The 25,689-nt window shown below is 71.2% G+C and carries 27 protein-coding genes; 11 read left to right on the top strand and 16 right to left on the bottom strand.

Features of this window, described 5'->3' with window-relative positions; all coding sequences use genetic code 11:
• Positions 1-145 precede the first annotated feature (145 nt).
• Genes B5D60_RS03530 through B5D60_RS03515 form a run of 4 tightly spaced genes read left to right on the top strand, consistent with a single transcriptional unit; the run spans position 146 to position 3,399 of the window.
• Complete coding sequence (locus B5D60_RS03530) at positions 146-1,489, top strand: bifunctional folylpolyglutamate synthase/dihydrofolate synthase (protein WP_078698869.1); 1,344 nt, start codon at positions 146-148, stop codon at positions 1,487-1,489.
• Between the two features lie 5 nt (positions 1,490-1,494).
• Positions 1,495-1,821, top strand: coding sequence for a DUF4233 domain-containing protein (locus B5D60_RS03525; protein WP_078698868.1), 327 nt, complete (start codon positions 1,495-1,497; stop codon positions 1,819-1,821).
• Positions 1,822-1,874: 53 nt separating this feature from the next.
• Complete coding sequence (locus tag B5D60_RS03520; protein ID WP_078698867.1) at positions 1,875-2,546, top strand: metallophosphoesterase family protein; 672 nt, start codon at positions 1,875-1,877, stop codon at positions 2,544-2,546.
• The gene (locus B5D60_RS03515; protein WP_078698866.1) at positions 2,539-3,399 is read left to right on the top strand and encodes a ParB N-terminal domain-containing protein; all 861 of its coding nucleotides are present in this window, start codon (positions 2,539-2,541) and stop codon (positions 3,397-3,399) included. Before B5D60_RS03520 ends, B5D60_RS03515 begins: the two co-directional genes overlap by 8 nt.
• 24 nt (positions 3,400-3,423) lie before the next feature.
• On the opposite strand, the gene B5D60_RS03510 is transcribed toward B5D60_RS03515, so the two are convergent.
• From B5D60_RS03510 to B5D60_RS03490, 5 genes are all read right to left on the bottom strand, one after another.
• Positions 3,424-4,587 carry an ABC transporter ATP-binding protein gene (locus B5D60_RS03510; protein ID WP_078698865.1) on the bottom strand — a complete coding sequence of 388 codons (1,164 nt, stop codon included), beginning with the start codon at positions 4,585-4,587 and terminating at the stop codon, positions 3,424-3,426.
• A gap of 26 nt (positions 4,588-4,613) precedes the next feature.
• Complete coding sequence (locus tag B5D60_RS03505; protein WP_078701265.1) at positions 4,614-5,453, bottom strand: carbohydrate ABC transporter permease; 840 nt, start codon at positions 5,451-5,453, stop codon at positions 4,614-4,616.
• Between the two features lie 2 nt (positions 5,454-5,455).
• Positions 5,456-6,391: a carbohydrate ABC transporter permease gene (locus B5D60_RS03500; RefSeq protein ID WP_153302862.1), complete on the bottom strand. Its 936-nt coding sequence runs from the start codon at positions 6,389-6,391 to the stop codon at positions 5,456-5,458.
• Positions 6,388-7,674: an ABC transporter substrate-binding protein gene (locus tag B5D60_RS03495; protein ID WP_197684388.1), complete on the bottom strand. Its 1,287-nt coding sequence runs from the start codon at positions 7,672-7,674 to the stop codon at positions 6,388-6,390. Before B5D60_RS03495 ends, B5D60_RS03500 begins: the two co-directional genes overlap by 4 nt.
• 118 nt (positions 7,675-7,792) lie before the next feature.
• Positions 7,793-9,469: a glycoside hydrolase family 13 protein gene (locus B5D60_RS03490; protein WP_078698863.1), complete on the bottom strand. Its 1,677-nt coding sequence runs from the start codon at positions 9,467-9,469 to the stop codon at positions 7,793-7,795.
• A gap of 38 nt (positions 9,470-9,507) precedes the next feature.
• Here B5D60_RS03490 and ndk point away from each other — a divergent pair, with 38 nt between their 5' ends.
• Both ndk and B5D60_RS03480 read left to right on the top strand, forming a co-directional pair.
• Positions 9,508-9,915 (top strand): nucleoside-diphosphate kinase, encoded by a 408-nt coding sequence (gene ndk / locus B5D60_RS03485; protein ID WP_078698862.1) that lies wholly within the window; start codon positions 9,508-9,510, stop codon positions 9,913-9,915.
• 4 nt (positions 9,916-9,919) lie between these two features.
• Positions 9,920-10,696, top strand: coding sequence for a 3-keto-5-aminohexanoate cleavage protein (locus B5D60_RS03480; protein ID WP_078698861.1), 777 nt, complete (start codon positions 9,920-9,922; stop codon positions 10,694-10,696).
• On the opposite strand, the gene B5D60_RS03475 is transcribed toward B5D60_RS03480, so the two are convergent.
• A complete protein-coding gene (locus tag B5D60_RS03475; protein WP_078698860.1) occupies positions 10,685-12,127 on the bottom strand; it encodes a CotH kinase family protein in 1,443 nt (480 codons plus the stop codon). The genes B5D60_RS03480 and B5D60_RS03475 overlap by 12 nt on opposite strands.
• Before the next feature lie 110 nt (positions 12,128-12,237).
• Here B5D60_RS03475 and B5D60_RS03470 point away from each other — a divergent pair, with 110 nt between their 5' ends.
• Positions 12,238-13,545 (top strand): DUF2079 domain-containing protein, encoded by a 1,308-nt coding sequence (locus tag B5D60_RS03470; RefSeq protein WP_153302861.1) that lies wholly within the window; start codon positions 12,238-12,240, stop codon positions 13,543-13,545.
• A gap of 167 nt (positions 13,546-13,712) precedes the next feature.
• Here B5D60_RS03470 and B5D60_RS03465 read toward each other — a convergent pair whose 3' ends face one another.
• Genes B5D60_RS03465 through glpX form a run of 3 tightly spaced genes read right to left on the bottom strand, consistent with a single transcriptional unit; the run spans position 13,713 to position 17,094 of the window.
• Positions 13,713-15,107 carry a class II fumarate hydratase gene (locus B5D60_RS03465; RefSeq protein ID WP_078698858.1) on the bottom strand — a complete coding sequence of 465 codons (1,395 nt, stop codon included), beginning with the start codon at positions 15,105-15,107 and terminating at the stop codon, positions 13,713-13,715.
• 51 nt (positions 15,108-15,158) lie between these two features.
• Positions 15,159-16,082: an alpha/beta fold hydrolase gene (locus tag B5D60_RS03460; protein WP_078698857.1), complete on the bottom strand. Its 924-nt coding sequence runs from the start codon at positions 16,080-16,082 to the stop codon at positions 15,159-15,161.
• Positions 16,083-16,086: 4 nt separating this feature from the next.
• Positions 16,087-17,094, bottom strand: a complete 1,008-nt coding sequence (gene glpX / locus B5D60_RS03455; protein WP_078698856.1) for a class II fructose-bisphosphatase — start codon at positions 17,092-17,094, stop codon at positions 16,087-16,089.
• Between the two features lie 75 nt (positions 17,095-17,169).
• Here glpX and B5D60_RS03450 point away from each other — a divergent pair, with 75 nt between their 5' ends.
• On the top strand, positions 17,170-17,703 hold the full coding sequence (locus B5D60_RS03450; protein WP_078698855.1) for a DUF4245 domain-containing protein: 534 nt from the start codon (positions 17,170-17,172) through the stop codon (positions 17,701-17,703).
• On the opposite strand, the gene B5D60_RS03445 is transcribed toward B5D60_RS03450, so the two are convergent.
• Together B5D60_RS03445 and xseA are read right to left on the bottom strand one after the other, a co-directional pair.
• Complete coding sequence (locus B5D60_RS03445) at positions 17,670-17,900, bottom strand: exodeoxyribonuclease VII small subunit (protein WP_078698854.1); 231 nt, start codon at positions 17,898-17,900, stop codon at positions 17,670-17,672. The genes B5D60_RS03450 and B5D60_RS03445 overlap by 34 nt on opposite strands.
• Positions 17,893-19,116, bottom strand: a complete 1,224-nt coding sequence (gene xseA, locus B5D60_RS03440; protein WP_078698853.1) for an exodeoxyribonuclease VII large subunit — start codon at positions 19,114-19,116, stop codon at positions 17,893-17,895. The genes B5D60_RS03445 and xseA overlap by 8 nt, the downstream gene beginning before the upstream one ends.
• Before the next feature lie 65 nt (positions 19,117-19,181).
• Here xseA and B5D60_RS03435 point away from each other — a divergent pair, with 65 nt between their 5' ends.
• Positions 19,182-20,171: a 4-hydroxy-3-methylbut-2-enyl diphosphate reductase gene (locus B5D60_RS03435; protein WP_078698852.1), complete on the top strand. Its 990-nt coding sequence runs from the start codon at positions 19,182-19,184 to the stop codon at positions 20,169-20,171.
• 3 nt (positions 20,172-20,174) lie between these two features.
• Here the strand turns inward: B5D60_RS03435 and ggt are convergent, their stop codons facing one another.
• Positions 20,175-22,004, bottom strand: coding sequence for a gamma-glutamyltransferase (ggt, locus tag B5D60_RS03430; RefSeq protein WP_078698851.1), 1,830 nt, complete (start codon positions 22,002-22,004; stop codon positions 20,175-20,177).
• A 124-nt stretch (positions 22,005-22,128) separates the two neighbouring features.
• Here ggt and B5D60_RS03425 point away from each other — a divergent pair, with 124 nt between their 5' ends.
• The gene (locus B5D60_RS03425) at positions 22,129-22,533 is read left to right on the top strand and encodes a hypothetical protein (RefSeq protein WP_078698850.1); all 405 of its coding nucleotides are present in this window, start codon (positions 22,129-22,131) and stop codon (positions 22,531-22,533) included.
• On the opposite strand, the gene B5D60_RS03420 is transcribed toward B5D60_RS03425, so the two are convergent.
• Together B5D60_RS03420 and B5D60_RS03415 are read right to left on the bottom strand one after the other, a co-directional pair.
• Positions 22,517-22,957 (bottom strand): DUF6542 domain-containing protein, encoded by a 441-nt coding sequence (locus tag B5D60_RS03420; protein WP_078698849.1) that lies wholly within the window; start codon positions 22,955-22,957, stop codon positions 22,517-22,519. The genes B5D60_RS03425 and B5D60_RS03420 overlap by 17 nt on opposite strands.
• A gap of 2 nt (positions 22,958-22,959) precedes the next feature.
• A complete protein-coding gene (locus B5D60_RS03415) occupies positions 22,960-24,036 on the bottom strand; it encodes a DNA recombination protein RmuC (protein ID WP_078698848.1) in 1,077 nt (358 codons plus the stop codon).
• A gap of 110 nt (positions 24,037-24,146) precedes the next feature.
• Between B5D60_RS03415 and B5D60_RS03410 the strand changes: the two genes are divergently transcribed.
• Positions 24,147-24,596 carry a YdeI/OmpD-associated family protein gene (locus B5D60_RS03410; RefSeq protein ID WP_197684387.1) on the top strand — a complete coding sequence of 150 codons (450 nt, stop codon included), beginning with the start codon at positions 24,147-24,149 and terminating at the stop codon, positions 24,594-24,596.
• Positions 24,597-24,600: 4 nt separating this feature from the next.
• Here the strand turns inward: B5D60_RS03410 and B5D60_RS03405 are convergent, their stop codons facing one another.
• Together B5D60_RS03405 and B5D60_RS03400 are read right to left on the bottom strand one after the other, a co-directional pair.
• Complete coding sequence (locus B5D60_RS03405; RefSeq protein WP_194956247.1) at positions 24,601-24,936, bottom strand: antibiotic biosynthesis monooxygenase family protein; 336 nt, start codon at positions 24,934-24,936, stop codon at positions 24,601-24,603.
• Positions 24,924-25,682 (bottom strand): 50S ribosomal protein L11 methyltransferase, encoded by a 759-nt coding sequence (locus tag B5D60_RS03400; protein ID WP_172806246.1) that lies wholly within the window; start codon positions 25,680-25,682, stop codon positions 24,924-24,926. Before B5D60_RS03400 ends, B5D60_RS03405 begins: the two co-directional genes overlap by 13 nt.
• Positions 25,683-25,689 lie beyond the last annotated feature (7 nt).

The following is a 25,689-nucleotide window of genomic DNA, read 5'->3' as shown; positions in this document are numbered from 1 at the left end:
CCGTCCGGCGGTGCCTGACCATGGGGGAAGACCCCGATTCTCGAAACCGTTCCAACCACGCGTCACTGCAGGCCCGGGAGCCCCAGCAGTGACGCGACAAACGCCTGTGGCGCCGCGCGATGCCCGGGCTGGGATACTGGGGACGATGAGGCCCACCTACCCCGATGTCGAGCTCGCCCTGCTGTCCCGCTGGCCCGAGACGCGGCTCGAGCCGTCGCTCGACCGGATCCGCGCCATCTGCGAGCTGATGGGCGATCCGCAGAGCGCCCAGCCGGTGATCCAGCTGACCGGGACCAACGGCAAGACCTCGACCAGCCGCATGATCGACGCCCTGCTGCGCGCCCTCGACCTGCGCACGGGCCGCTTCACGAGCCCGCACCTGCAGCGCATCAACGAGCGGATCTGCGTGGACGGCGAGCCGCTCTCGGACGAACTCTTCGTCGACGCCTACGCCGACGTGGCGATCTACGCCGACCTCGTCGACCAGGGCCAGCCGCACCCCTTGAGCTTCTTCGAGATGCTCGTGGCGATGGGCTACGCGGCGTTCGCCGACGCGCCCGTCGACGTCGCCGTCGTCGAGGTCGGCATGGGCGGCGCGTGGGACGCCACGAGCGTCGCCGACGCGTCGGTCGCCGTGATCACTCCGATCGACGTCGACCACGCCTCCTTCCTGGGCGACACGCCCGCCGACATCGCGGTGGAGAAGGCGGGGATCATCAAGCCCGGCTCGCGCACCGTGCTCGCCTCGCAGCCCGAGGAGGTCCTCGAGGTCATCATGGGCCGCGCCAACGAGGTCGGCTCGATGCTCGTGCTCGAGGGTGCCGACTTCGGGGTCGAGTCCCGCACGGCCGCCGTCGGCGGCCAGGTGCTCACGATCCAGGGCGTCAAGGGCCGGTACGAGGACATCCTGCTGCCCCTGCACGGGGCGTTCCAGGCCCGCAACGCCGCGCTCGCGCTGGCCGCCGTCGAGGTCTTCACCGGCGACGCCGAGCTCGATCCCGACCTGATCCGCACGGGCTTCGGCGCCGTCACCTCCCCGGGCCGGCTCGAGGTCGTGCGCCGCAGTCCCACCGTCGTCCTGGACGCGGCCCACAACCCGCACGGTGTGCGGGCCATGGTCGAGTCGATCAGCGAGGAGTTCGCGTTCAGCCCGCTCATCGGCGTCGTCGGCATCATGGCCGACAAGGACGCCGAGGAGATCCTGCGCGAGCTCGAGCCCGTGGTGGCCCACCTCGTCTGCACGCAGAACAGCACCGAGCGGTCGCTCGCGGCCGCCGACCTCGCCGAGGTCGCGAGCGGGGTCTTCGGGCCCGAGCGGATCACCGTCGTGCCGCGGCTCGACGACGCGCTCGAGCGGGCCATCGGCCTCGCTGACGCGTCCGGGGAGGACTTCGGCGACTCGATCGGCTCCGGCGGCGTGATCGTCACGGGGTCGGTCGTCACGGTGGGCGAGGCCCGCACCCTCCTGCGTGGCGGTGAGTCGCAGTGAGGCACATGTGCGCGGCGATGCTGTCGCTCCAGGCGATCATCCTGGGCCTGTCCATCCCCGTGATGATCGCGGTGGAGGACGTCTCGGCGCCGCTGGCCTCGCTGATCGGTGGCGGCCTGGCCGTGCTGTGCCTCGTCGTGGCGGGGCTGCTGCGGCACCCGTGGGCCTACTGGGTCGGTCACGGGATCCAGGTGGCCACGATCCTCACGGGGTTCCTCGTGCCGATCATGTTCTTCATCGGCCTGATGTTCGCCGCGCTGTGGCTCGGCGCGTTCTTCCTCGGCCGCAAGATCGCGGCCGACAAGGCCCGCTGGGCCGCCGCGGAGGAGTAGGACGAGTCTCGCGATGTGACCTGGCTCACCATGTTCCCCGGTACGGTGGAGCCATGGTGCGCGTGCTCGTGGTCGCTGACGAGATCTCGCCGGTGATCCACGATGCCGGCGTCCGTCGGCTGCGCCCCGACGTCGTGCTCGGCGCGGGCGACCTTCCCTGGGACTACCTGGAGTTCCTGTCCTCGATGCTCGACGTGCCCGTCGTGTTCGTCCCGGGCAACCACGACCCCGCGGTGGAGGCGCCGCTCTCGGGATTCCGCGGCTGGCTGACCAGCAACGGCCTGCCCCAGGAGGATCCGCGCCCCCTCGGCGGCGTCAACGCCGACGAGTCGGTGGTCGACGTGGCCGGCCTGCGCGTCGCGGGCCTCGGCGGCAGCATCCGCTACAACGAAGGCCCCAACCAGTACACCCAGGACGAGTTCGCCAAGCGGGCCAAGCGCCTGATGAAGGTGGCCGCCAAGCGCGGGGGAGGGGTCGACGTCCTGCTCACCCACTCGCCGCCGCGCGGGCTCGGCGACGGCGACGACCCGCCCCACCACGGCTTCGAGGCGCTGCACGAGGTGATCGAGACGCTACGGCCCACGTGGCACCTGCACGGGCACATCCACCCGTTCGGCCAGCCCCAGCCCGACCGTCTCGTCGGCGGCACCACGATCCGCAACGTCGTGCCGTACAAGCTCCTCGAGATCGAGTCGGTGCTCGACCCGGTGGGCGGTCATGGCTGAGTCCGGCTCTCCCCGGATCGACGCCGAGAGCGACTTCCTGCGGGCCCGGCGCCTGCAGACGCTGTCCGCCCTGGCCGCGCGCCTGCGTGGCGAGGGGGGCGAGGGCACTCGCGCGCTCTCGTTCGACGAGGTGGTCGACGCGCTCGGCCGGCGCGGCGAGCGCAGGATCGGGCTGCACCTGATCCCGCTCGACGCAATCATCGGCTCGGTCGACAAGGTGCGCGACTTCGACCGGCGGTTCCGGCCCACCTCGGACAAGAGCCGGGCGCGCTGGGAGCGGATCGCGCGCGCCAGCCGGATCGGTGAGGAGATCCCGCCGATCGACGTCTACAAGCTGGGCGACTACTACTTCGTGCGCGACGGCCACCATCGCGTGTCGGTGGCGCGCGCCCTGCGGCTGCGCCTCATCGAGGCCGAGGTCACCGAGGTGCAGACCCTGCTGGAGCCGCGCGACATCGGCCGCCGCGAGGACCTCGAGCTGAAGCACTGGCGCAAGATCTTCCTGCAGCGCGTCCCGCTGCCCACCGGGGTGCGCGACAAGGTCCGCGTGACCAAGCCCCACGGCTACGGCGTGCTGGCCGAGATGGTGGAGGCGTGGGCCGCGCGGACGATGCAGGCCGAGGCCCAGCTGATGGACAAGAAGACCATGGCGCAGCGCTGGATGGACGAGGAGTTCGTCCCGGTGCTCGAGCTCATCGCGGAGGCCGGCCTCAAGGGCGAGGACGAGACCGAGGGCGACGCCTACATGCGCGTGGCGGGGGAGCGGTACCGGCTGATCCGCGAGCACGCGTGGGACCGCGACATCATGAAGCAGGTGGCCGCGGGCAAGCGGCGGCGGCGCAAGTCCCGCTGACCTGCGCCGCGCCCGCCCCGGGTCTCAGTGGGCGATGTTCTCGCCGGACTGGGCGTCGAACACCTGGATCTTGCTGGAGTCGACGAACAGCTCGGCGTTCTGGCCGCCGGCGACCTTCGACTCGGCGCTGAGCCGGGCGTTGACCTGCGTGCCCTCGCCCGCCATGTCCTGGCCGGTGTCCTTGGCCAGGTCGTCGAGATCGGCGTTCGCCGCGCCGCCCTGCACCGTGAAGTAGGCGTACACGTCCGAGCCCATCTGCTCCACGAGGTCGACGTTCACGTCGACCCGCGCACCGGCCACGTCCGACGCCACGAGCGAGGCGTCCTCGAAGTGCTCGGGCCGGATGCCGACGATGACGTCGCGGCTCGCGCTGCCCGAGCGCAGGGCCGGACGGTAGGCGTCGGGGATCGGCAGCTCGCCGATGGAGGTCGACAGCGACTCGCCCTCGATCGTGGCCGGCAGGAAGTTCATCGACGGGCTGCCGATGAAGCCCGCGACGAACAGGTTGTTCGGGTTGTCGTAGAGGTCGGTCGGCGAGCCCACCTGCTGGATCTTGCCGGCGCGCATCACCACGACCCGGTCGCCGAGCGTCATGGCCTCGGTCTGGTCGTGCGTGACGTAGACCGTGGTGGTGGCGAGGGTCTTCTGGATCCGGGCGACCTGCGTGCGCATCTGCACGCGCAGCTTGGCGTCGAGGTTCGACAGCGGCTCGTCCATGAGGAACGCCTTCGGGCTGCGCACGATCGCGCGACCCATGGCGACGCGCTGACGCTGGCCGCCCGACAGGTTGGACGGCTTGCGGTCGAGGTGCTGCTCCAGCTCGAGCATCCGCGCGGCCTCGCCGACCTTCTCCTTGATCGTGGACTTGTCCACGCCGGCCAGGGTCAGCGGGAACGCCATGTTCTCGTAGACGGTCATGTGCGGATACAGCGCGTAGGACTGGAACACCATGGCGATGTCGCGGTCCTTCGGCGCCTTGTCGTTGACGACCGTGCCGTCGATCTTGAGGTCACCGGTGGTGATGTCCTCCAGCCCCGCGATCATGTTCAGGGTGGTGGACTTGCCGCAGCCGGACGGGCCCACGAGGATGATGAACTCGCCGTCGGCGATCTCGAGGTTGAAGTCCTCCACGGCGAGGGCTCCGTCGGGGTACCGCTTGACCACGTGGTCCAGAACGATTTCAGCCATGATGTTTCCCTTCTGAAACGGTGGAGTCAGCCCTTGACGGCGCCGCTGGTGAGGCCGGCAACGATCCGGCGCTGGAAGAAGAGGACGAAGATGACGATCGGGATGGTGATGACCACTGCTGCTGCGGCGATCGCCTGGGTCGGCTTCTCGAACGTCGTGGCGCCGGTGAAGTAGCTCAGGGCCGCCGGCACGGTGCGAGAGCGCTCACTGGAGGTCAGCGAGATGGCGAACAGGAAGTCGTTCCAGCAGGAGATGAAGACCAGGATGGCCGTGGTGAAGACGCCGGGCATCGCCAGCGGAGCGATCACCTTGCGGAACGCCTGGTAGGGCGTCGCGCCGTCCATCTTGGCCGCCTTCTCCAGCTCCCAGGGGATCTCGCGGAAGAAGGCGCTCAGGGTGTAGATCGCCAGCGGGAGGGCGAACGTGATGTAGGGGATGATCAGGCCGAGCCAGGTGTCGAACAGCCCGATGCCGGTGAGGATCTTGAACAGCGGCGTCACCAGGGCGATCTGCGGGAACATCGCGATCATCAGCGAGGCACCCACGACGAACTTCTTGCCCGGGAAGTCCAGGCGGGCCACGGCGTAGGCCGCCATCGTGCCCACGACGATCGCGATGAACGTCGAGATCAGGCAGATGCCGATCGAGTTGATCAGGGCGCGGGTGAAGCTGTCGTTCTGGAAGATCGCCTCGTAGTGCTCCCCGGTGTACTGGCTCGGGAAGAAGCTGCCGTCGTTGAGGATGGCGTCGGGCTTGACCGACAGCGAGATGATCCACAGGACCGGGATGAACGCGTAGATCAGGACGATCGCATTGACGCCCCACCAGATCGCCTTGCGCTTCGGGGTCTCCACTGCCGTGCTCATCGTCATCGCCTCCCTTCATCGGAGCCCGGCGCCGCGGCGCCGAACAGCTTCACGAAGATCACCGCGATGATCGCGATGGTGATGAAGATCAGCACCGACATCGTGGAGCCGATGCCCAGGTTCAGGCCTCGGATCAGGTTGTTGTACGCCACGATCGACACACTCGAGGTGTCGTTGGCTCCGCTGGTCAGCACATAGATGTTGTCGAAGACGCGGAAGGCGTCCAGCGTGCGGAACAGCACCGCGACCAGGATCGACGGCTTGATGAGCGGCACCGTCACCTTCCAGAACCGCTGCCACGGGGAGGCGCCGTCGATCGAGGCCGCCTTGAGCAGGTCCTCGGGAACGAGCGCCAGCCCGGCCATCAGCAGCAGTGCCATGAAGGGGATGGTCTTCCAGACCTCGGCCAGCACGATGATCCAGAACGAGGACCAGTGGCCGGTGAGGGGCGCGCTGTCCCCGGCCAGCCAGCCGATGTCCTGGCTCCAGGCGAAGCGCCAGCTGAACGCCGCGACGACCGTGACGATCGCGTAGGGCACCAGGGCCGAGGTGCGGATCAGGCCGCGGCCGACGATCGTCCGGTGCATCACGAGGGCCAGCCCCATGCCCAGGATGAGCTCGAAGACCACGCTGACCACGGTCAGCAGGAGGGTGAACCCGAAGGCGCTCCACCAGATGTCGCTGGTGAGGACCGTGACGTAGTTGTCCAGCCCGACGAACTTGTTGTCGTCGGGAGTGCGCAGGTCGGCGCGGAACAGCGACAGCCAGATCGCGTAGCCGATCGGGTACGCCGTCACGGCCACCATGAGGATCACGGCGGGCGCCACGAGCATCAGGCCCAGCCGGCGCTCGGCCTTCTTGCCCTCGCTGTAGCGCTGGCGCGCGATCTCGGCGCTGTCGTCGTCCGTGCCGGTCCCGACCGGTGCGGTCGTGGTCATGGCAGGATCCCCTTCCCCTCGATGGCGTCGTTGATCGCGGTGTCGAGCTCCTCGGCGGTGTTCTCGCCGTCGATGCTCGACGGGGGCGAGAGCGTGGAGGAGATGATCGTCGAGATGTTCTGGTAGACCGGCGAGATCGGTCGCGAGCTGGCCGACTCGAGCGAGTCCAGCAGCACCTGACCCTGCGGGTAGGCCTCCTTGAACTCCGCCTCCTCGAACACCGACTCGATGACGGGCGGCTCACCGGCCGTCAGCGAGTGCTTCAGCTGGTTCTCGGGGGAGCGCAGGCACATGGCCGCCTCGAACGACTCCTCCGGGTGCTCGCTGAACTTGCTGATCGCGAAGTTCATGCCGCCGACCGTGACCTTGGACGGCTGGCCCTCGACCGTGGCCGGGAACGGCGCGAACGCGAGGTCCTCGGCGATCTCGGGGCTGGCCTCGCGCATGGCACTGAGGACGTAGGGCCAGTTGAGGCTGAACGCGGAGGCGCCGTTCTGGAGCTGGGCGAAGACCTCGGGCTCCTGCGAGTTCGACAGCGACGCGTTCGACAGGCCCGACGTCGCGAGCTTGTTCAGGAGGTCCAGCGCCTGCACGGTCTTGTCGTCGATCGTGGTCTCGGTGCTGTCCTCGTTGACGATCGTGCCGCCGAACGAGGAGAGGATCGTGTTGAACCCGACGACCAGGCCCTCGTAGCGGGCGCCGGTGAAGCCGATCTCATACGGATCGCCCTCGGCCTTGAGCTTCTCGGCCATGGCGAACATCTCGTCCCACGTCTTCGGCGGCTCGCCGTTGCCCACCTTGTCGACGAGCGACTTGCGGTACCACATGAGCTGCGCGTTGGTGTGCTTCGGGATCGCGTAGAGCTTGTCCTTCCACGTGGCCGTCTCGAGCGGCACGGCGAGCGTGCCCTCGGACGCCTCGGCCCGCTGCTCGTCGGTGAGGGGGAGGATCCAGCCGGCCTCGGCGAACTCGGCGGTCCAGACGACGTCCATGCCGATCACGTCCATGCCGGCGTCACCTGCGGCGAGGCGCCGGACCATCTGCTCGCGCTGGCCGTCGGCGTCGCTGGGGACGAGGTTGCCCTCGATCTTCCACTTCCCGTCGGCCTGCTCGTTGCAGCCGTCGATCAGGTCCTGGAAACCGGTGGCGGACGCGCCGCCGAACAGGTTGATGGTGGGGACGCCGCCCTCGTCACCGCCGCCGCAGGCAGCCAGGGTCGCCATGAGGGTCGCGGCCGCAGCCAGACCGACTCCTCGGCGCGTGTTCTTCGATCGTCTCGTCACGTGCACCACCCGACCTTCCCCCGAGAGCCCGCGGCGTGCGACTCGTGGAAATGTGACGCCGCTCACACGAAACTACGGCGGGCGGAAGAACGCCGCAAGTCGGCGTACGGGGCGGAGGTCAGCCGGGCGCGATCCAGGCCGTGGTGTCCGTCGGCAGGCGGTGCCCGTCGAGGGGACCGCTCACCGCGAGCAGCTCGCCGTGGGGCAGGTCGAGCGGCGCCTCGCCGAAGTTCGTCACCACCTGCACCCGGCGACCGCCGGAGCCGGCCACCGTGAACGCCAGGAGGTCGTCGGAGCCCTCCTGCCAGTGCAGCTCGCCACGCCCGAGGCCGTACTTGCGGCGCACGGTGAGCAGGCGCCGGTAGAACTCCAGCGTGCTGCCCGCGACGCCGTCCTGGCGGTTGGGCGCGAGGTCGCCGTAGACCTCCGGCTGCGGCAGCCAGCTGCGGCCGGAGGGGGAGAACCCGAACGCGGGCTGGTCGGCGTGCCACGGCACGGGAACGCGGCAGCCGTCGCGGCCGACGTCCTTGCCGTTCGTGCGCACGAAGGTCGGGTCCTGGCGGACGTCGTCGGGCAGGGTCGTGGCCTCGGGCAGGCCGAGCTCCTCGCCCTGGTAGAGGTAGGCCGATCCCGGCAGCGCGAGCATGACTCCCGTGGCGGCCCGCGCGCGGCGCAGGCCGAGCTCGGCGTCGGGCTGCGGATCGTCGGGACCGATGCCCAGCACGCGGGTCGCGCGCTCGATGTCGTACGAGAGTCGTGACGCGTGACGCGGCACGTCGTGGTTCGACAGCACCCACGTCTGAGGCGCGCCGACGGCCGCGGTGGCCTCGAGCGCGGAGGTGATGGCCTCTCGCTGGTGCTGCGCCCTCCACGGAGTCATGAGGTAGCCGAAGTTGAACGACTGGTGCAGCTCGTCCGGCCGGACGTACTTCGCCAGCGACTCGGGCGGGACGACCCACGCCTCGGCCACCAGGATGCGGTCGGCGTCCTGGCCCTCGACGCGGTACTCGTCGACGAGGCGGCGCCAGTCGCGGTACACCTCGTGGACCGCGGGCTTGTCCCACATGGGCTGAGCCGAGGTCGGGTGGTTCGCGAGGTCGTAGTCCTCCGGCGCGTCCGGCAGGCCGGGCTCCTTGTGCAGGCCGTGGGCCACGTCGATGCGGAAGCCGTCGACGCCGCGGTCGAGCCAGAAGCGCAGGATCGAGCGGAACTCCTCCTGGACCTCGGGGTTGTTCCAGTCGAAGTCGGGCTGGCTCGGGTCGAACAGGTGCAGGTACCACTGGCCGGGCGTGCCGTCGGGCTTCTGCAGGCGGGTCCAGGCCGGGCCGCCGAAGTTGCTCTCCCAGTTGTTCGGCGGGAGGTCGCCGTTCTCGCCGAGGCCGTCGTGGAAGATGTAGCGCGCGCGCTCGGGGCTGCCGGGCTCGGCTGCCAGCGCCGCCTGGAACCAGGCGTGCTGGTCGGACGAGTGGTTGGGGACCAGGTCGACGATGACGCGCAGGCCCAGGTCGTGGGCGCGGGCGGCCAGCGCGTCGAAGTCGGCGAGCGTGCCGAACAGCGGATCGACGTCGCGGTAGTCGGCCACGTCGTAGCCGGCATCGTTCTGCGGGCTCGTGTAGAACGGCGACAGCCAGACGGCGTCGACGCCGAGCGCGACGAGGTGGTCCAGGCGTGCCGTGATGCCCGGCAGGTCGCCGATGCCGTCGCCGTCGGAGTCCGCCCACGAGCGGGGGTAGACCTGGTAGATCACGGCGTCCCGCCACCAGGCGGGGGTGGTGGTGTGGGTGCTGTCGACCATGGGAACTCCTTGGCGAGCGCGGAGGATAGGTTGGGCACATGACGCAGCGCACGCTTGTTCTCATCAAACCCGATGCCGTGGCCCGGGGCCTCGTGGGGGCCGTGCTCTCACGGTACGAGGCCAAGGGACTGCGCATCGTGGCGATGGAGCACCGGGCGATCGACGCCGAGATGGCCGACGCCCACTACGCCGAGCACACCGAGCAGCCCTGGTACCCGCCGCTGCGGGACTTCGCGGTCTCCGGGCCCCTCGTGGCCCTCGTGCTCGAGGGCGACGAGGCGATCGAGGTCGTGCGTGCCCTCAACGGCGTCACCGACGGCCGCAAGGCGGCGCCCGGCACGATCCGGGGCGACCTGTCGCTGTCGAACCGCGAGAACCTCGTGCACGCGTCGGACTCCGAGGAGTCCGCGGCGCGCGAGACGAGCCTGTGGTTCCCGGGGTTGTGACCCCATGGGCCCGCCGTTGATCCAGGCCTGCATCAACGGCGCGCGTCCACCCGCCGCTCATCCGGCACTTCCCGTCACGCCGGTCGAGATCGCCTCGGACATCGCGGCGGTGCTGCGTGCCGGAGCCGACGGCGTCCACCTGCACCCCAAGGACGTCGACGGTCTCGACACCCTCGATCCCGATGCCGTCGACGCGGTGATCACCGCGGCCCGGTTCGTCCTCCCCTCGAGGCCGATCGGCGTCACCACCGGCGCGTGGGCGCTGCGCGACCCCGCCGCACGGGTGGCGGCGGTCCGCCGCTGGAGCGTCCTGCCCGACCTGGCCTCGGTCAACTGGCACGAGTCGGGGTCCGAGGCGGTGACCGCGGCGCTGCTCGAGCGAGGCATCGCCGTCGAGGCCGGCCTGTGGACGGTCGAGGACGTCCGGGAGTGGGCCGTGTCGCCCCTGCGTGACCATGCCGTGCGGGTCCTGCTCGAGCTGCCCGAGGGGATCGGCGACGCGCAGGTCGTCATCCTCGCCCAGGAGATGCTCGACCGGGTGCGCGCGGTCGCGCCCGACATTCCGGTGCTCCTGCACGGCGAGGCGCACTCCGCCTGGCCGGCGCTGCGACATGCCCTGCGGCTCGGCCTGCAGGCCCGCATCGGGCTGGAGGACACCCTGCGGCTGCCGGACGGCTCGGTCACCCCGGACAACGCCGCCCTGGTCCGGGCGGCGCGGTCGATCGCCGACCAGCAGGCGGTCGACGTGGGCCTGCCCGAGCAGGACGACTCAGCGTCCTGAGGGAGCCTGCTCCGCGAACTCCCCGTCGAGCCACGCGACCCGGCGCTCCAGCCAGCGTCGCAGCAGGTCGACCTCGTTCCGCCAGCCCTCGCGTACGTCGACGGCCGGGTCGGAGTTGGCGAACACGTACACCTCGGGGTCGTCGTCGAGGGCACCGGCGGCCACGGGCAGACCGGGCCCGTCGACCTCCGGCGGGCTGAAGTTGTCGACCGCGTCGTCGGCGATCACGGTCGCGCGCTCGTCGACGAAGTCGCCGATGGTGGACAGGTCGTCGGAGACCTCGGACCACCGCTGCGCCACCCGGCCGGCGAAGTCGGGATCGGACATCAGCACGTTGAAGTAGTGACCCTCGCGCTCGTTCCAGACCTGCGTGGGCGAGAACGCGCGACGCCACGCGGGGTCGTCGCTGATGGCGTACCAGGACCGCTGGAGCCACCATCCCTTCGGATGGTCGAGGCGCCACGACCCGTTCCTGCGGTTGCCCTGCGAGGCCGAGAAGTCCCACGGCGGCCCCATCGCCAGGGTGCCGTCGCCGCGCAGCACGAAGTACACGTCGTCGTAGAGCGGGCTGCCCAGGTTCTTGGTCACCTCGTTCAGCAGGTACCAGTCCACGAACGAGTCGACGTCGATGCGGTCGCGGTAGCCGTTGTCGGGGAAGGCCGGGTCGTAGAGCAGGTCCTCGACGGCCTGGAATTCGGCGGCGACGTCCTGCGGGTCGGCTGCCTCCGGCTCGACGACGTGGACCTGCAGGCCCCGCTCGGTGCGGAAGCGCGGACCCTCGAGGTCACGCGCGTCGGCCAGCAGCAGGACGTCGTCGTCGGCGAGATCGGCGCGACCCTCCTGCGCGGTGGGGAGCTCGCCGAACGAGTAGAGACCGCAGGGCGTGCCGTTGATCTCGAGGTTCGCCGGGACGAGCCGCGGCACCCAGTCGATCCCCAGGCGCCGGGCGATCTCCATCGCGGAGGTCGTGCGCAGAAGGGACCGGTCGGCGAACTCGTCGAGCAGCGCCCAGTCGCGCGAGGCGGGGAGCCCGAGCACGGAGGCGGGGTCGGCCAGCTCGAGGGTGTAGGGGCGCTTGAGGCCGTTGAACGGGTTGGCCGTGGGGGAGACCCGGACCTCGGCGTCGAGTCCCTGCACGGCGCCGTCGGCGCCGGTGACGGCCAGCTCGACGGACTGGGGGTCGTCGGTGCTCGTGACGAGGTCGCTGCACGGGGCCGCGGGCTCGGTGGCGAAGTCGTCGGTGGGGACGGTGAGCCGCATGGTGGCGACTCCGTCGACCGCCACCTGCGGCTGTTCGCCGGTGGCCTCCTCGGTGGCCTCCGGGGCAGTGGTCTCGGGCGCCGAGCGGACGTTCACCACGATGACGAGCGCGAGCAGCGCCAGGGCCAGCAGCGAGGCCAGCGCCATCGTGATCATCCGGGTCCGGCTCATGGCCCCGACGATACGTCCCACGTGTCACGGGAGCACTCAGGAGCCCCCGCTGGCGAGACGGACGGCGAACGAGCCGCAACCAAGGGTTACCGACCGGTACGGTGTCGAGCGTGAACCGATGGATGCCTTGGGCGTGGGCCGCGGTCGTCGGCCTGCTCTACAGCCTGGTCTCGCTGCTGTCGTGGCGGCGCCTGACCGTGAACTCGTGGGACAACGCGATCTTCGAGCAGGCCGTCAAGGCCTACTCGCGGTTCGAGGCGCCGATCGTGCCGGTGAAGGGCCCGGGCTACAACATCCTGGGCGACCACTTCTCGCCGATCGACGCCCTGCTCGCGCCGGCGTACTGGCTGTTCCCGTACGGCCAGACACTGCTCGTCGCGCAAGGACTGCTGATCGGCCTGTCGGTGGTGCCGATCACGCGCCTCGCGGTCGACCGGCTCGGCACCCGCGTCGGTTGGACCATCGCGCTGATGTACGGGCTGGCCTTCGGCTTCGGCAACGCCGTGGTGGCCGACTTCCACGAGGTCGCGTTCGCGGTGCCGATCCTGGCGATGGCGGGCGTGGCGTTCGTGGAGCAGCGGTACAGCGCCGTCATCTGGTGGTCGCTGCCGCTGCTGCTGGTCAAGGAGGACATGGGCGTCACGGTCGCCGCCGTGGGTGTGGCCCTGTGGCTCGCCGGCGAGCGGAGGCGCGGACTGCTGCTCGCCCTGGGCGGCGCCGTCGCGCTCGTGCTGGTCGTGTGGGTGATCATCCCGGCCTTCAACACCGGCGGCGGCTACGACTACACCGGAAACCTGGGCGGCGAGGTGGGGGTCTGGGAGACGCTCACCACCGAGGCCGACCGCAAGCTGCTGACGCTGCTGCTGACCTTCGGCGTCACGGGCTTCGCGGCGCTGTGGTCGCCGTGGGCCGTGGTCGCGGCGCCCACGTTCCTGTGGCGATTCCTCGGCGACGTCGAGTACTACTGGGGCACCGAGTGGCACTACTCGATCGTCATCATGCCCATCGTGTTCGTCGCGATGATCGACGCGATCGGCAAGCGCCCCCGGCTGGAGTGGCCGGGCGTCGTGCTGGGCGCCGCGGTCAGCGGATACCTGCTGGCCGGCGGGCCCGTGGTCAAGCTGCTCGAGCCCGAGACGTGGGAGGCGTCGCCGCGCCGCGAGGCGATGCAGGAGGCGATCCGCACGATCCCCGAGGACGCCGTCGTCGAGACCGACATCGCGGTCCTGAAGTACCTCACCGGCAGCCACGACGAGGCCTACTGGCTCGGCACGATCGGCGACGTCGTGCCCGACTACATCATCTTCGACCGCAACCTCACCCAGACCGACCCGATCCAGCACGGCGCCGAGCACGGCGCCTCGTACGAGGTCGTCTTCGAGCGCGACAACTACGTCGTCGCCCGCAAGGTCGGCTGAGGCCCGTCCCCGGCAGTGGTCTCGATACGCCGCTCGTTCCTCGCGAGCTACTCGATCACCCGGTGATCGAGTAGCTGGCGAGCGCAGCGAGATATCGAGATCACGCCCACGAACGACGAACGCCGCCCGCTCCAGCAGGAGCAGGCGGCGTTGTCGGGCTCAGGCCGTCACGGGTGAGTCATGCTCATGACGTCGAGGGCGGCGTCGAGGTCGGCCTCGCTGAGGTCGCCGCGCTCGACGTAGCCCTCCTCGATCACGACCTGGCGGATCGTCTTGCGCTCCTTGACCGACTTCTTGGCGATCGCGGCGGCGTTCTCGTAGCCGATGTGGCGGTTGAGCGGCGTCACGACCGACGGGCTCGACTCGGCCAGCTCGAGGCAGCGCTCGACGTCGGCGGTGATGCCGTCGATGCAGCGGTCGGCCAGCGTGGTGGAGGCGTTGGCCAGCAGGCGCATCGACTCCAGGATGTTGCGGCCGATCACCGGCAGCATCACGTTGAGCTCGAACGAGCCCGAGGCACCGGCGAACGCGATCGCGGCGTCGTTGCCGATGACCTGGGCGCACACCATGAGCGTGGCCTCGGGCAGCACCGGGTTGACCTTGCCCGGCATGATGCTCGAGCCGGGCTGCAGGTCGGGCAGGTGGATCTCGCCGAGACCCGTGCGAGGGCCCGAGCCCATCCAGCGCAGGTCGTTGTTGATCTTGACCAGGCTCACCGCGATCGTGCGCAGCTGACCCGACATCTCGACCAGGCCGTCGCGGGCGCCCTGCGCCTCGAAGTGGTCGCGCGCCTCGGTCAGGGGCAGGCCGGTGCGCTCGGCGAGGATCTCGATGACGCGCTGCGGGAAGCCCTTCGGGGTGTTGATGCCCGTGCCCACGGCGGTGCCGCCGAGGGGGACCTCGGCGGTGCGGGGCAGCGAGGCCTCGACGCGCTCGATGCCGCGGCGGATCTGCGCGGCGTACCCGGCGAACTCCTGGCCGAGGGTGACCGGCGTGGCGTCCATGAGGTGCGTGCGGCCGGACTTGACGACCTCGGCGAACTCGGTGGCCTTGGCCTCGAGGCTCTTCGCGAGGTGGTCGAGCGCGGGGATGAGCACCGTGAGGGCCGACTCGGTCGCGGCGACGTGGATGGACGTGGGGAACACGTCGTTGCTCGACTGCGAGGCGTTGACGTGGTCGTTCGGGTGGACCTCGATGCCCGAGTTCCTCGTCGCGAGGGTCGCGATGACCTCGTTCGTGTTCATGTTGCTCGACGTGCCCGAGCCGGTCTGGAAGACGTCGATCGGGAAGTGCGCGTCGTGGGCGCCGGTGGCGACCTCGTCGGCGGCGGCGACGATCGCGTCGGCCATCGCCTGGTCGAGGATGCCGAGCTCGGCGTTCGCGGTCGCGCAGGCGGCCTTGATCTGGGCCAGCGCGCGGATCTGCGCCGACTCGATGGGCGTTCCGGAGATCGGGAAGTTCTCGACGGCGCGCTGCGTCTGGGCGCGATAGAGGGCGTCGGCGGGGACCTTGACCTCGCCCATGGTGTCGTGCTCGATGCGCCACTGAGTGTTGTCGGTCATGCCTCGCACCTTAGTGGGCCGACCTCGTCACGACGAGGAGAGGTCGGGGGCTCAGCGGGCGCGGGCGGCGGTGGCCGCGATGGCGTCGACGAAGGTCCCGTACAGCTGGGCCGGCAGGTCGTGGCCCATGCCGGCGATCTCGAGCAGCTCGGCGCCGTCGATGGCCGCGGCGGTGGCCCGGCCGCCCGAGCGGTGCACGAGCAGGTCCTTCGAGCCGTGGATCACCTGGGTGGGCACCGTGACCGCGCCGAGGCGCTCGGTGCGGTCGGGCTGGGTGAGCACGGCGAGCATGTGGCGCGAGACGCCGCTGGCGATCCAGCCCCGGTCGTAGGTCTCCAGGGCGCGGGCGTGGGCCACGTCGTCGGGGGTCGGGAACGCGGGCGAGGCCACGGCCTTGCCGTTCCTGACCGAGAGCTCGGCGTACTCGGGACGGGTGCGGCCGGCCGGCGCGAGCATCGTGCGCATGACGAGCGGGTGGATCCAACCGACCCGACGGCGACCCGTGGTGGACATGATCGACGTGAGCGAGCGGACGCGGTCGGCATGCTCCACGGCGAGGGTCTGCGCGATCATGCCGCCCATCGAGACGCCCACGACGTGGGCCGAGTCGATGCCCAGGTGGTCCAGCAGCGCCGCGGCGTCGTCGGCGAGGTCGTCGAGTCCGTACGGAGCCGAGCCGCGGCCGAGGTAGGCCTTGACGATGTCGGTCCGGGACACCCGGTGGTGGCGCAGCTTGGTGGAGCGGCCGGTGTCGCGGTTGTCGAACCGGATCACGTGGAAGCCGCGGGCGGCGAGCTGCACGCAGAACGCCTCGGGCCACCACGTCATCGGGCCGCCGAGGCCCATGACCAGCAGGACCGGCTCGTCCTCGGGGTGCCCGAAGGTCTGGTGGCACAGGTCGAGTCCGCTGGGCAGGTGCGCGAACGACTCCTCGGAGACCGCGACGGACTCCTCGCGCGCCGGCCCGGGACCCATCGGCTCAGTGCTCGTAGTCGATGGAGGAGAAGGCCATCAGCTTCTGCAGGCGGTGCTCGCTGCGGATCGTGCGGATCGTGCCCGAGCGGGACCGCATGACGATGGACTCGGTGGTGGCGCTGCCGGCGCCGTAGCGCACGCCACGCAGCAGGTTGCCCGTGGTGATGCCGGTGGCCACGAAGAAGCAGTCGTCGGCGGTGACGAGGTCCTCGGTGGACAGGATCCGATCGAGGTCGTGGCCGGCGTCGATGGCGCGCTGGCGCTCCTCGTCGTCCACGGGGGTGAGGCGGCCCTGGATGACGCCGCCGAGGCACTTCATCGCGACCGCGGTGATGATGCCCTCGGGGGTGCCGCCGATGCCCAGCAGCAGATCGACGCCGGAGCCGGGCCGGGCGGCCGTGATGCCGCCGGCGATGTCGCCGTCGACGATGAACTTGATGCGCGCGCCGGTCTCGCGGATCTCCTGGACGAGCGCGTCGTGGCGGGGGCGGTCGAGCACGCAGACCGTGACGTCCTCCACGTCGAGGCCCTTGGCCTTGGCGACGATGCGGATGTTCTCCGCGGCGGGCAGGCGGATGTCGACCTTGTCGGCGGCCTCGGGGCCGGCGATGAGCTTCTCCATGTAGAAGACGGCGGAGGGGTCGTACATCGAGCCGCGCGGCGCGACGGCCATGACCGAGATGGCGTTGGGCAGGCTCTTGGCCGTGAGGGTGGTGCCGTCGATCGGGTCGACCGCGACGTCGCATTCCGGGCCCGTGCCGTCGCCGACGCGCTCGCCGTTGTAGAGCATGGGCGCGTCGTCCTTCTCGCCCTCGCCGATCACCACGACGCCGTCCATCTCGACGGTGTTGATCATCGACCGCATCGCGTTGACCGCGACCCCGTCGGCTCCGTTCTTGTCGCCTCGCCCGACCCAACGGCCGGCGGCCATGGCCCCGGCTTCGGTCACCCGGACGAGGTCCAGGGCGAGGTTGCGGTCGGGGGCGGCCTCAGCGGGCTTCAGTCGGTCCACGCGGTCATCCTATCGGGCTCGAAGGCTAGGCTGGCCAGCGCGACCGAACGGTCCTTCCGGCACGACAGGAGCACGATGAGCGGGTATTCGCGCGGCAATCCGGCGATGGGCGACGTGGTGCGCTCGGTGCTCGTGCTCGGTGCCATCGTGCTGGGCCTGTGGCTGGTCGGGCGGCTGTTCACCGAGACGCCCGACAACCCCACCTCCGAGGTCGACTGGCGCGGTGCCGCGTCGGGCGTGGAGGTGCGCGCCGGGTTCGTGCCCCTCGTGCCCACTGAGCTGCCCGAGCGTTGGCGCGCCACGCGGGCGGAGCTCATCGACGACCGCTGGCAGCTGAACGTGGTCACGGACGAGGGCGAGTACGTGGGCCTGACGCAGCGGATCGGCGAGGCCGACGACCTGCCCCGGCTCGTGGAGGACCGCGCGGCCGGCAGCAAGCCCGACGGCGAGCAGAAGATCGCCGGCACCACGTGGCAGGTGTTCTCCGGCCCCGACGACGCCGTCACCTTCGGCGCGGTGGTGGGCACGGACCTCGTGGTGGTGACCAGCGGTGCCGAGCGCCCCGTGGTGGAGGACTACGTGGCGTCGCTGGAGCCCTTCGCGTCCTGACCCGGCTCCACCCGGGCGCGCGCGCCGTCGAGCCAGCGCTGGCACGCCTCCGCGAGCGCCTCGCCGCGCTCCCACAGCGCCAGCGACTCCTCGAGGGTGGTGCCCCCGGTCTCGAGACGCTGGACGATCGAGACCAGCTCGTCGCGGGCCTGCTCGTACGAGAGCTCGGACGGGTCGGTGGGCGTGGGTTCACTCATGCGGGTGCTCCTGCAGGTCGGTGACGCGGACGGTGGCGTGACCGTCGGTGAGGTGGAGGACGAGGTCGTCGCCGGGGGTGAGCGACTCCATGGACGTGACCGCACGGCCCGACGGGTCGAGCGCGACGGCGTAGCCGCGCTGCATCGTGGCCAGGGGCGAGAGGGCGCGGACGCGGGCCAGGTGGTGGCCGACCTCGTCGTGGGCCCGGTTCAGCCGGGCGCGCATCGCCAGCCGGGCACGCTCGCGCTGGGCGGAGACCACGTCCTGCTGGGCGTCGACGAAGGCCGCGGGGGAGCGGAGCACGGGACGGCTGCGCAGGGCGGCGAGCCCCGCCGCCTCACGGTGCAGGTGCGCGGAGACCGCCTGCCTGGCTCGTTCGCGCGTGGCGGCCAGCCCGGCCAGCTCGTCGCCCACGTGGGGCACGACGCGCTTCGCGGCGTCGGTGGGCGTGGAGGCGCGCAGGTCGGCGACGAGGTCGAGCAGGGGGACGTCGGGCTCGTGCCCGATCGCGCTGACGACGGGAGTGGTGGCGCCGTGGACGGCCCGCACGAGCGCCTCGTCGGAGAACGGGAGCAGGTCCTCGAGCGAGCCTCCGCCGCGGGCGATGACGATGACGTCGACGTGCTCGGCCGCGTCGAGCTCGCGCAGGGCCCCGATGACGGCCATCGCCGACTGCGACCCCTGCATCAGTGCGTGGCGCACCACGATCGAGGCGCCCGGCCAGCGGTCGTGCACGTTCTGCAGGACGTCGCGCTCGGCGGCCGAGCCCTTGCCGGTGACCAGCCCGATGGAGCGCGGCAGCAGCGGCAGCGGGCGCTTCCAACGGGCCTCGAACAGGCCCTCGGCGGCCAGCAGCTGACGGCGCCGCTCGAGCTGCGCGAGCAGCTCGCCCTCGCCGGTGGGGCGGATCTCCAGCACCTTGAGCGAGAGGCGGCCGTTCGGGGAGTAGAACTCCGGCTTGGCGTGCACGATCACGCGGGTGCCGTCGGTGACGGGGGTGGCGCTGGACTCGATCACGCCGCGGAACGCGATGGCGCTGATGCTCATCGTGGCCGTGAGGTCGCGCAGGGTGAGGTAGTACGTGTTGCCGCTCAGCTTCGGCTGCACGACCTCGGCCTCGACCCACACCGCGCCGAGGCGCGCGATCCAGCCTTGCAGCGCCAACGAGATGGAGCGCAGGGGAGCCGGGTTGTCCGCGCTCGTCTCCAGGGCCATGCGCCCACCCTATGAGGCGGCGCCGACGCTGCGGTCGTCATCGGCGGGTCGGTAGGCTGGGCGTCATGTCCACTCAGGTCAATCTCGGCATGCCCGGAACGTCGGGCCAGGTTCTGTTGGCCGACCCGCGCGGTTACTGCGCGGGCGTCGACCGAGCGGTCATCACCGTCGAGAAGGCGCTCGACCTCTACGGCGCCCCGGTCTACGTCCGCAAGCAGATCGTGCACAACAAGCACGTGGTCAACGACCTTGCGGCGCGCGGCGCGATCTTCGTGGAGGAGCTCGACGAGGTGCCGCACGGCGCCACGGTCGTCTTCAGCGCCCACGGTGTCTCGCCGGCCGTCCACGCCGAGGCGTCCGAGCGCAGCCTCAAGACGATCGACGCCACCTGCCCGCTGGTGACCAAGGTGCACCACGAGGCACGCCGCTTCGCCTCCGACGGCTACCGCATCCTGCTGATCGGCCACGCCGGTCACGAGGAGGTCGAGGGCACCGCGGGCGAGGCCCCCGAGCACATCACCCTGGTCGAGCACCCCGACGACGTGGCCGCGCTGGAGTTCCCCGAGGGCACCCGGCTGAGCTGGCTGAGCCAGACCACCCTGAGCGTCGACGAGACCATGGAGACCGTCCGCCGGCTGCGCGAGAAGTTCCCGCAGCTGGAGGATCCGCCCAGCGACGACATCTGCTACGCCACCCAGAACCGCCAGGTCGCGGTGAAGGAGATCGCCAAGGACGCCGATCTGGTGATCGTCGTGGGCTCGGCGAACTCCTCGAACTCGGTGCGCCTCGTCGAGGTCGCCCTCGAGGCCGGCGCCAAGGCGTCCTACCGCATCGACGACATCACCGAGATCGACGAGGCGTGGCTCGAGGGCGTCAGCACGGTGGGCGTCACCTCCGGCGCGTCCGTCCCCGACGACCTCGTGCAGGACGTGCTCGGCTACCTCGGCGATCGCGGCATCGGCAACGCCAGGGCCGTCCGCACCGCCGACGAGTCGCTCATCTTCGCGCTGCCGCCCGAGCTGCGCCGCGACATGAAGGCCGCGGCGCAGGCCTGAGCGTCAGCGACGACGGACCGGCTTCACCACCAGGGCCGTGCCGCCCCCGCGGCGCTGCGGCTCGGCCGCCGCGGTGATGAGGCCTCGGCGATCCACCTCGATCGTGGCTGCCGCGCCGATCTCCGCGGCCGACGTGAACGTGTCACCTGAGGGCACGAGCCGCTGACCGAACGGCGCGAGGTCGTCCTCGTACTGCTCGATGAACGCCGGCTCGGCCGGGGTCGTGGCCGCATTGCGCTGCGACGCCCTCGGAGCCGCGACCGCCTCGGGCAGGGTCATGCCGAGGTCGATCCGGTTCATCAGGATCTGCAGCACGGTCGTGATGATCGTGGCGCCGCCGGGCGAGCCCACCACGAACCGCACCTGGCCGTTCTTCGTCACGATCGTGGGCGACATCGAGGAGCGAGGGCGCTTGCCCGGCTCGATCCGGTTCGGGTCGATCGCGACGTACGTGGTGCTGAAGTCGGTGAGCTCGTTGTTCAGCAGGAACCCGCGACCGGGGACGGTGATGCCCGATCCGCCGGTCTGCTCGATCGTGAGCGTGTACGCCACCGCGTTGCCCCACCGGTCGACCACGGAGAGGTGCGTGGTGGAGACGTTCTCGGTGTCGCGCATCTCCTCGAAGGACGCCGTGGCGCAGCCGGAGCCGTCGAGCGCGCCCGCCGGGACCGGACGGGTGGACGCCTGGTTCGGATCGATCGTGCAGTCGCGCGAGTCGGCGAACCGCTGGCTCAGCAGCGTGCGCGTGGGCACGTCGACGAACGCCGGGTCGCCGAGGTAGGCGGCACGGTCGGCGAAGGCCCGTGCCGACGCCTCGAGGTAGAGGTGCAGGCTCTGGCCGATCCGGGAGCCGCCGCCGAGACGGTGGTTCTCCAGGATGTTGAGCGCCTCACCGACGGCGATGCCGCCGGACGACGAGGGCGCCATCCCGTAGACGTCGTACCCCCGGTAGTTCACCTTCGTGGGCTTCTGCAGGCGTACGGAGTAGCCGGCGAGGTCGCGCGTGGTCATCGACCCGGGCGGCACCGGCAGCGTGGTGTCGGGGCTCTTGGGCGGAGCCTGGACGGTCCGGGCGATGTCCTCGGCGAGCGCGCCGCGGTAGAACGCCTGCGGCCCGCGCCGCGCGATGAGGGAGTAGGTCCGCGCGAGATCAGGGTTGCGGAAGCGTGAGCCCACGACCGGCAGCTGGCCACCCGGCAGGAACAGCCGCGCGGTCTCCGGGAATGCAGCGAAGCGCGTCGCGTTGTCCTTGGTCTGGTTCTGGAACGTCTGGTCGACCGTGAAGCCGCGGGCGGCCAGCGACGTGGCCGGCGCGAGGTTCCGCTTGAGGGAGCGCTTGCCGAACAGCCGGGTCGCCTTGTCCCACGTGGCCACGGTGCCGGGGACGCCGACGGAGACGCCCGAGGAGACCAGGTCGGCGAACGGGCGCGGCTGGTTGGTGGCCGGGTCGTAGAACGTGGTGGGGGTGACGCCCGCGGGAGCGGTCTCGCGGCCGTCGATCGTCGAGACCTTGCCGGTGCGTCCGTCGCGGAACACGAAGTAGCCGCCTCCGCCGACGCCGGCGCTGTAGGGCTCGGTGACCCCGAGTGCGGCGGCGGTGGCCACCGCGGCGTCGGCCGCGTTGCCGCCGGACTTCAGGACGGAGAGTCCGACCTGGCTGGCGTCACGATCGACCGAGCTGACGGCACCGCCGTAGCCGTGGGCCGTCGGGCCGGCCGCGGTGGGGCGATCGGGGTGGTGACCCCCGCGGGCCTGGGCGGGAGACTGCAGGGCCACCGCGCCGGCGGCCAGGGTGAGGGCCGACAGGGCGGCGACGGAACGGCGAACGAGCATGATTTCCCCCCGGGAAAGTGGTCGTCCTGCCACGGTAGGTCTGGTCCGGCAGCCGGGCAACCGGGTCGTAGGGTGGGGGCCGCCTCGGGGAGAGGCGAGCCGGTACCGAGCGAAGGGGAGTTCCATGCGCCGCGAGCAGACGCTGCTGCTGACCAAGGTGATCTCGTGCGTGGTGGCCGCGGGAGTGCTGCTGTACCTGCCGATCCTCATCGACGAGTCCGATGATCCCGAGTCCGGCCTGCTCTTCCTCACGCTGCTGATGTCCGGCATGGTCGCCGGCGTTCCGGTGCTGGTCAGCGCGGTCGTTCACGGGTGGGCGGGTCGCGCCGACACGTGGACGCCGCTGGTGGCGTCGGCGGCCACGGTGGCCGCGACGATCATCCTGCTGTCGAAGGGCGGTCGGCCCGGGAACCTGGTCCCCACGGCGTTCGTCCTCATCGCGATCTTCACCGCGCTGATGTTCGTCGGAGTGTGGGTCGCCCGCCGGGTGTCGGGCGGCGGAGCGAGAGGGATCAGCGCCGGGCGCTGAGGATCCGCGCCACGATCACCGCGATGGCTAGGGCGTGCCCGATCAACAGGGGCACGCCGTGGGCGATCGTGGCGTTCAGCGTCAGGCCGAACACGCCGGTGGCCTCGGGCAGCCCCTCGATCACGATCGCGTCGGGGACGGTGGAGGCGAGCAGCAGCAGGGCGCCGACCAGCAGCACCGGCGGCAGGACGCCGACGGTGAACAGCCCGCGCTCCTGCACCGCGGCCGCGGCGGTGAGGACCACCAGGACGAAGCCGACGGCGAAGGCAGGGCCGAGGCGCCCGTCGATGAGGTCGAGCCCGGTGACGGCGGCGAGGGTGAGCACGGCGCAGACGACCGTGGCACGCGGCGTCAGGTCGTACCTGGAGGCCGCGGCCGGAGTCCTGGCCAGGGCCATGACGGCGCCGGCTGCCGGCGAGCTCATGGTCATGAACTTAGTTCATCGAGCAGCTCGGGCGCCGTCATGACGCGGGGTGTCGCCTCGATCACACGCGGGTGGAACGGCGGGGCGTCGTCGACCTTCAGGTCGTGCAGCCGGCGGGCGCTGACGAGCAGGCGGGACTCCACCGAGGCGACCGTGTCGTTGTACGACCGCACGGCGCGCTCGAGCGAGGAGCCCAGCTTGTCGACGTGCCCGGCGACGGTGCCCAGCCGCTCGTAGAGCTCGCTGGCGACGCGGTGGATCTCGCGGGCGTTCTCGGCGAGCGACTCCTGCGTCCACGCCAGGGCGACCGTGCGCAGCAGGGCCACGAGCGTGGTGGGCGAGGCCAGCACGACCTGCCGCTCGGCGGCGTGCTCCAGCAGCCCCGTGTCAGCCTCGAGGGCCGCCGAGAGGAAGGACTCGCCGGGCACGAACAGCACCACGAACTGGGGCGCCGCGTCGAACTGACGCCAGTAGGACTTGGCCGCGAGCTGGTCGACGTGGGCGCGCAGCTGGCGGGCGTGCCGGTCGAGGTGGGCCTCGCGGACGTCGGGATCGTCGCTGGCGGTGGCGTCGAGGAAGGCGTCGAGCGGGACCTTCGCGTCGACGACGATGTCGCGTCCGCCGACCAGCCGGACGACCATGTCGGGCCGGAGGCGGCCGTCATCGGTGGTGACCTGCAGGTCGAAGTCGCAGTGCTGCGTCATGCCGGCGAGCTCGGCGGTGCGACGCAGGTGCATCTCGCCCCAGCGGCCCCGCACCTCGGGCCGGCGCAGGGCCGTGGACAGCGAGGCGGTCTCGCGGCGCAGTGCCTCGCCCGTGACGCGCACCGACTCGACCTGCTCGCGCAGCTGGGCGTGCCACTCGATGCGGCTGGACTCGAGGTCGCGCAGGCGCGAGTCGAAGCGGTCGAGGCTCTCGCGGACGGGCGCGACGGCGCGGGAGGTGGCGGCGGTGGCGATCTCGACGTCGTGCGCCGACGCGGTGCGCGTGCGGGTGCCGAGGAGGTAGCCGAGCGCACCGGCGAGGCCGGCGACCAGGAGCAGGACGAGCAGCGCGGTCAGGCTGGGGAAGGTGGCCATGCGGCCATGGTGGCGAGGAGCACCGACAGTTCCGGCTCGTGGGGACGGAGGGTGGACACCGCGCGGTGCCGCGCGGAACGATCGAGGCACCAGCCCACCCAGGAGGCACCATGCCGAAGATGACACTCGCGATCAGCACGACGCTGGAGCCCCGCGGGCCCGCGGCGGCCGTGATCCTCACCGACGAGCAGGTGGCCTCGTTCGGCGCCGGGAAGTCGTTCCCCGTGCGGATCACGATCGGCTCGGTCACCGAGCCGGCGCGACTCGCACGGATGGGCGACGAGAACCTGATCGGCCTCAGCAGGGCCAAGCGCGAGGCGCTGGGCGTGCAGATCGGTGACGAGGTGGACGTGCGGATCGAGCTGGACGACGCGCCCCGCGAGGTGGACGTGCCTGACGTGCTCGCGGAGGCGCTCGCCGCCGCGGGGCTGCGCGAGGCCTTCGAGGCGCTGGCCTACTCGCGCCGCAAGGAGCTCGCCCTCTCGGTCGCCGAGGCGAAGAAGGACGACACGCGGGAGCGCCGGGTCCAGAAGGTCCTCGACGCCCTGCGCGAGTCGTGAGGGCTCAGCCCTGCGAGAGGTCGGCCACCTCGTAGCTCCAGACCTCGCTGTGGGTGGACACCGGCTTCGGGGCCTCGCCGCCGGACCGCTCGGACTCCGAGCGGTGCCCGTGGCCGAACGCGGGCGAGCTCAGCCACGCCTGGAACGACTCCTCGTCGCGCCAGCGGGTGACGACGAGCCACTGCTCGCGGTCGTCGGTGGGCTTGAGGAGCTCGAACCCCTCGAAGCCCTCCTGTCCGTCGACGGCTCCGGCGCGCTTGGCGAAGCGGTGGGCGAGCTCGTCGCCGGCGGACGTGGGCACGGTGATGGCGTTGATCTTGATGACGGTCACGCCAGCCATGATCCCACCGACTCCGGATCGAGGACCAGCACGGCGTCCTCGTCGTCCTGCCACGCGATGCGGCCGGGGACGTGCGCGGCCTGCTCGACCGACAGCAGGGTGACGAAGGCGCCGCCGGGCGCGAGCCAGGCGGCGAGCGGCGCGACGACGGCGCGGAGGTGGTCGAGGCCGTCCCCGCCGCCGTCCACGGTCGATCGCGGCTCGTGGGCGCGGAAGTCGGGGTGGATGCCGTCGACGCGGGCGCTCGGGACGTGGGGGAGGTAGCCGACCGCGAGGTCGACCCGTCCGCGCAGGCTGCGCGGGAGCCCGGCCCACCAGGAGCCGTGGTGGGCGGTGAAGCCGAACCGTCGGCCGTTGGCGCGGGCGACCACCACCGCGGTGGGGTCGAGGTCGACGGCGTGGACCTGGGTGGCAGGCAGCAGGCGGGTCATCGCCGCGGCCAGCGCCCCGGATCCGCAGCCGAGGTCGACGACGATGCGGGCGTCGGGCCGGTGGGCGGCTGCCGCCTCGGGGATCGCCTCGGCCCGGCGGCGCGGGACGAACACCCCCTCGGCGACCGCGACGGTGACGCCGTCGAACTCGGCCACGCCCACGGCCTGCTCGAGCGGGACGCCGGCGACGCGGGCCGTGACCGCGCGCTCGACGTCACCGGGATCGACGAGGTGGCGGCGCACGAAGGCGGCCTCGCGCTCGGCGAACACACAGCCCGCTGCGCGCAGCCGGGCGATGATCGGGTCGCTCTCCACGACTCGA

Source organism: Aeromicrobium choanae (assembly GCF_900167475.1).
Taxonomy (GTDB): Bacteria; Actinomycetota; Actinomycetes; order Propionibacteriales; family Nocardioidaceae; genus Aeromicrobium; species Aeromicrobium choanae.
This window is presented reverse-complemented; position numbering and strand designations above follow the sequence as displayed.

Excerpts from the sequence above, each read along its gene's own strand:
- B5D60_RS03460 (WP_078698857.1), bottom strand. The coding sequence starts at position 16,082 with ATGGGTCCCGGGCCGGCGCGCGAGGAGTCCGTCGCGGTCTCCGAGGAG.
- B5D60_RS03525 (WP_078698868.1), top strand. The coding sequence starts at position 1,495 with ATGTGCGCGGCGATGCTGTCGCTCCAGGCGATCATCCTGGGCCTGTCC.
- B5D60_RS03405 (WP_194956247.1), bottom strand. The coding sequence starts at position 24,936 with ATGGCTGGCGTGACCGTCATCAAGATCAACGCCATCACCGTGCCCACG.
- B5D60_RS03445 (WP_078698854.1), bottom strand. The coding sequence starts at position 17,900 with ATGAGTGAACCCACGCCCACCGACCCGTCCGAGCTCTCGTACGAGCAG.
- B5D60_RS03505 (WP_078701265.1), bottom strand. The coding sequence starts at position 5,453 with ATGAGCACGGCAGTGGAGACCCCGAAGCGCAAGGCGATCTGGTGGGGC.
- B5D60_RS03450 (WP_078698855.1), top strand. The coding sequence starts at position 17,170 with ATGAGCGGGTATTCGCGCGGCAATCCGGCGATGGGCGACGTGGTGCGC.
- ndk (WP_078698862.1), top strand. The coding sequence starts at position 9,508 with ATGACGCAGCGCACGCTTGTTCTCATCAAACCCGATGCCGTGGCCCGG.
- B5D60_RS03480 (WP_078698861.1), top strand. The coding sequence starts at position 9,920 with ATGGGCCCGCCGTTGATCCAGGCCTGCATCAACGGCGCGCGTCCACCC.
- B5D60_RS03510 (WP_078698865.1), bottom strand. The coding sequence starts at position 4,587 with ATGGCTGAAATCGTTCTGGACCACGTGGTCAAGCGGTACCCCGACGGA.
- B5D60_RS03500 (WP_153302862.1), bottom strand. The coding sequence starts at position 6,391 with ATGACCACGACCGCACCGGTCGGGACCGGCACGGACGACGACAGCGCC.
- B5D60_RS03420 (WP_078698849.1), bottom strand. The coding sequence starts at position 22,957 with ATGAGCTCGCCGGCAGCCGGCGCCGTCATGGCCCTGGCCAGGACTCCG.
- ggt (WP_078698851.1), bottom strand. The coding sequence starts at position 22,004 with ATGCTCGTTCGCCGTTCCGTCGCCGCCCTGTCGGCCCTCACCCTGGCC.
- B5D60_RS03515 (WP_078698866.1), top strand. The coding sequence starts at position 2,539 with ATGGCTGAGTCCGGCTCTCCCCGGATCGACGCCGAGAGCGACTTCCTG.
- B5D60_RS03530 (WP_078698869.1), top strand. The coding sequence starts at position 146 with ATGAGGCCCACCTACCCCGATGTCGAGCTCGCCCTGCTGTCCCGCTGG.
- B5D60_RS03490 (WP_078698863.1), bottom strand. The coding sequence starts at position 9,469 with ATGGTCGACAGCACCCACACCACCACCCCCGCCTGGTGGCGGGACGCC.
- xseA (WP_078698853.1), bottom strand. The coding sequence starts at position 19,116 with ATGGCCCTGGAGACGAGCGCGGACAACCCGGCTCCCCTGCGCTCCATC.
- B5D60_RS03475 (WP_078698860.1), bottom strand. The coding sequence starts at position 12,127 with ATGAGCCGGACCCGGATGATCACGATGGCGCTGGCCTCGCTGCTGGCC.
- B5D60_RS03435 (WP_078698852.1), top strand. The coding sequence starts at position 19,182 with ATGTCCACTCAGGTCAATCTCGGCATGCCCGGAACGTCGGGCCAGGTT.
- B5D60_RS03410 (WP_197684387.1), top strand. The coding sequence starts at position 24,147 with ATGCCGAAGATGACACTCGCGATCAGCACGACGCTGGAGCCCCGCGGG.
- B5D60_RS03425 (WP_078698850.1), top strand. The coding sequence starts at position 22,129 with ATGCGCCGCGAGCAGACGCTGCTGCTGACCAAGGTGATCTCGTGCGTG.
- B5D60_RS03465 (WP_078698858.1), bottom strand. The coding sequence starts at position 15,107 with ATGACCGACAACACTCAGTGGCGCATCGAGCACGACACCATGGGCGAG.
- B5D60_RS03415 (WP_078698848.1), bottom strand. The coding sequence starts at position 24,036 with ATGGCCACCTTCCCCAGCCTGACCGCGCTGCTCGTCCTGCTCCTGGTC.
- B5D60_RS03520 (WP_078698867.1), top strand. The coding sequence starts at position 1,875 with ATGGTGCGCGTGCTCGTGGTCGCTGACGAGATCTCGCCGGTGATCCAC.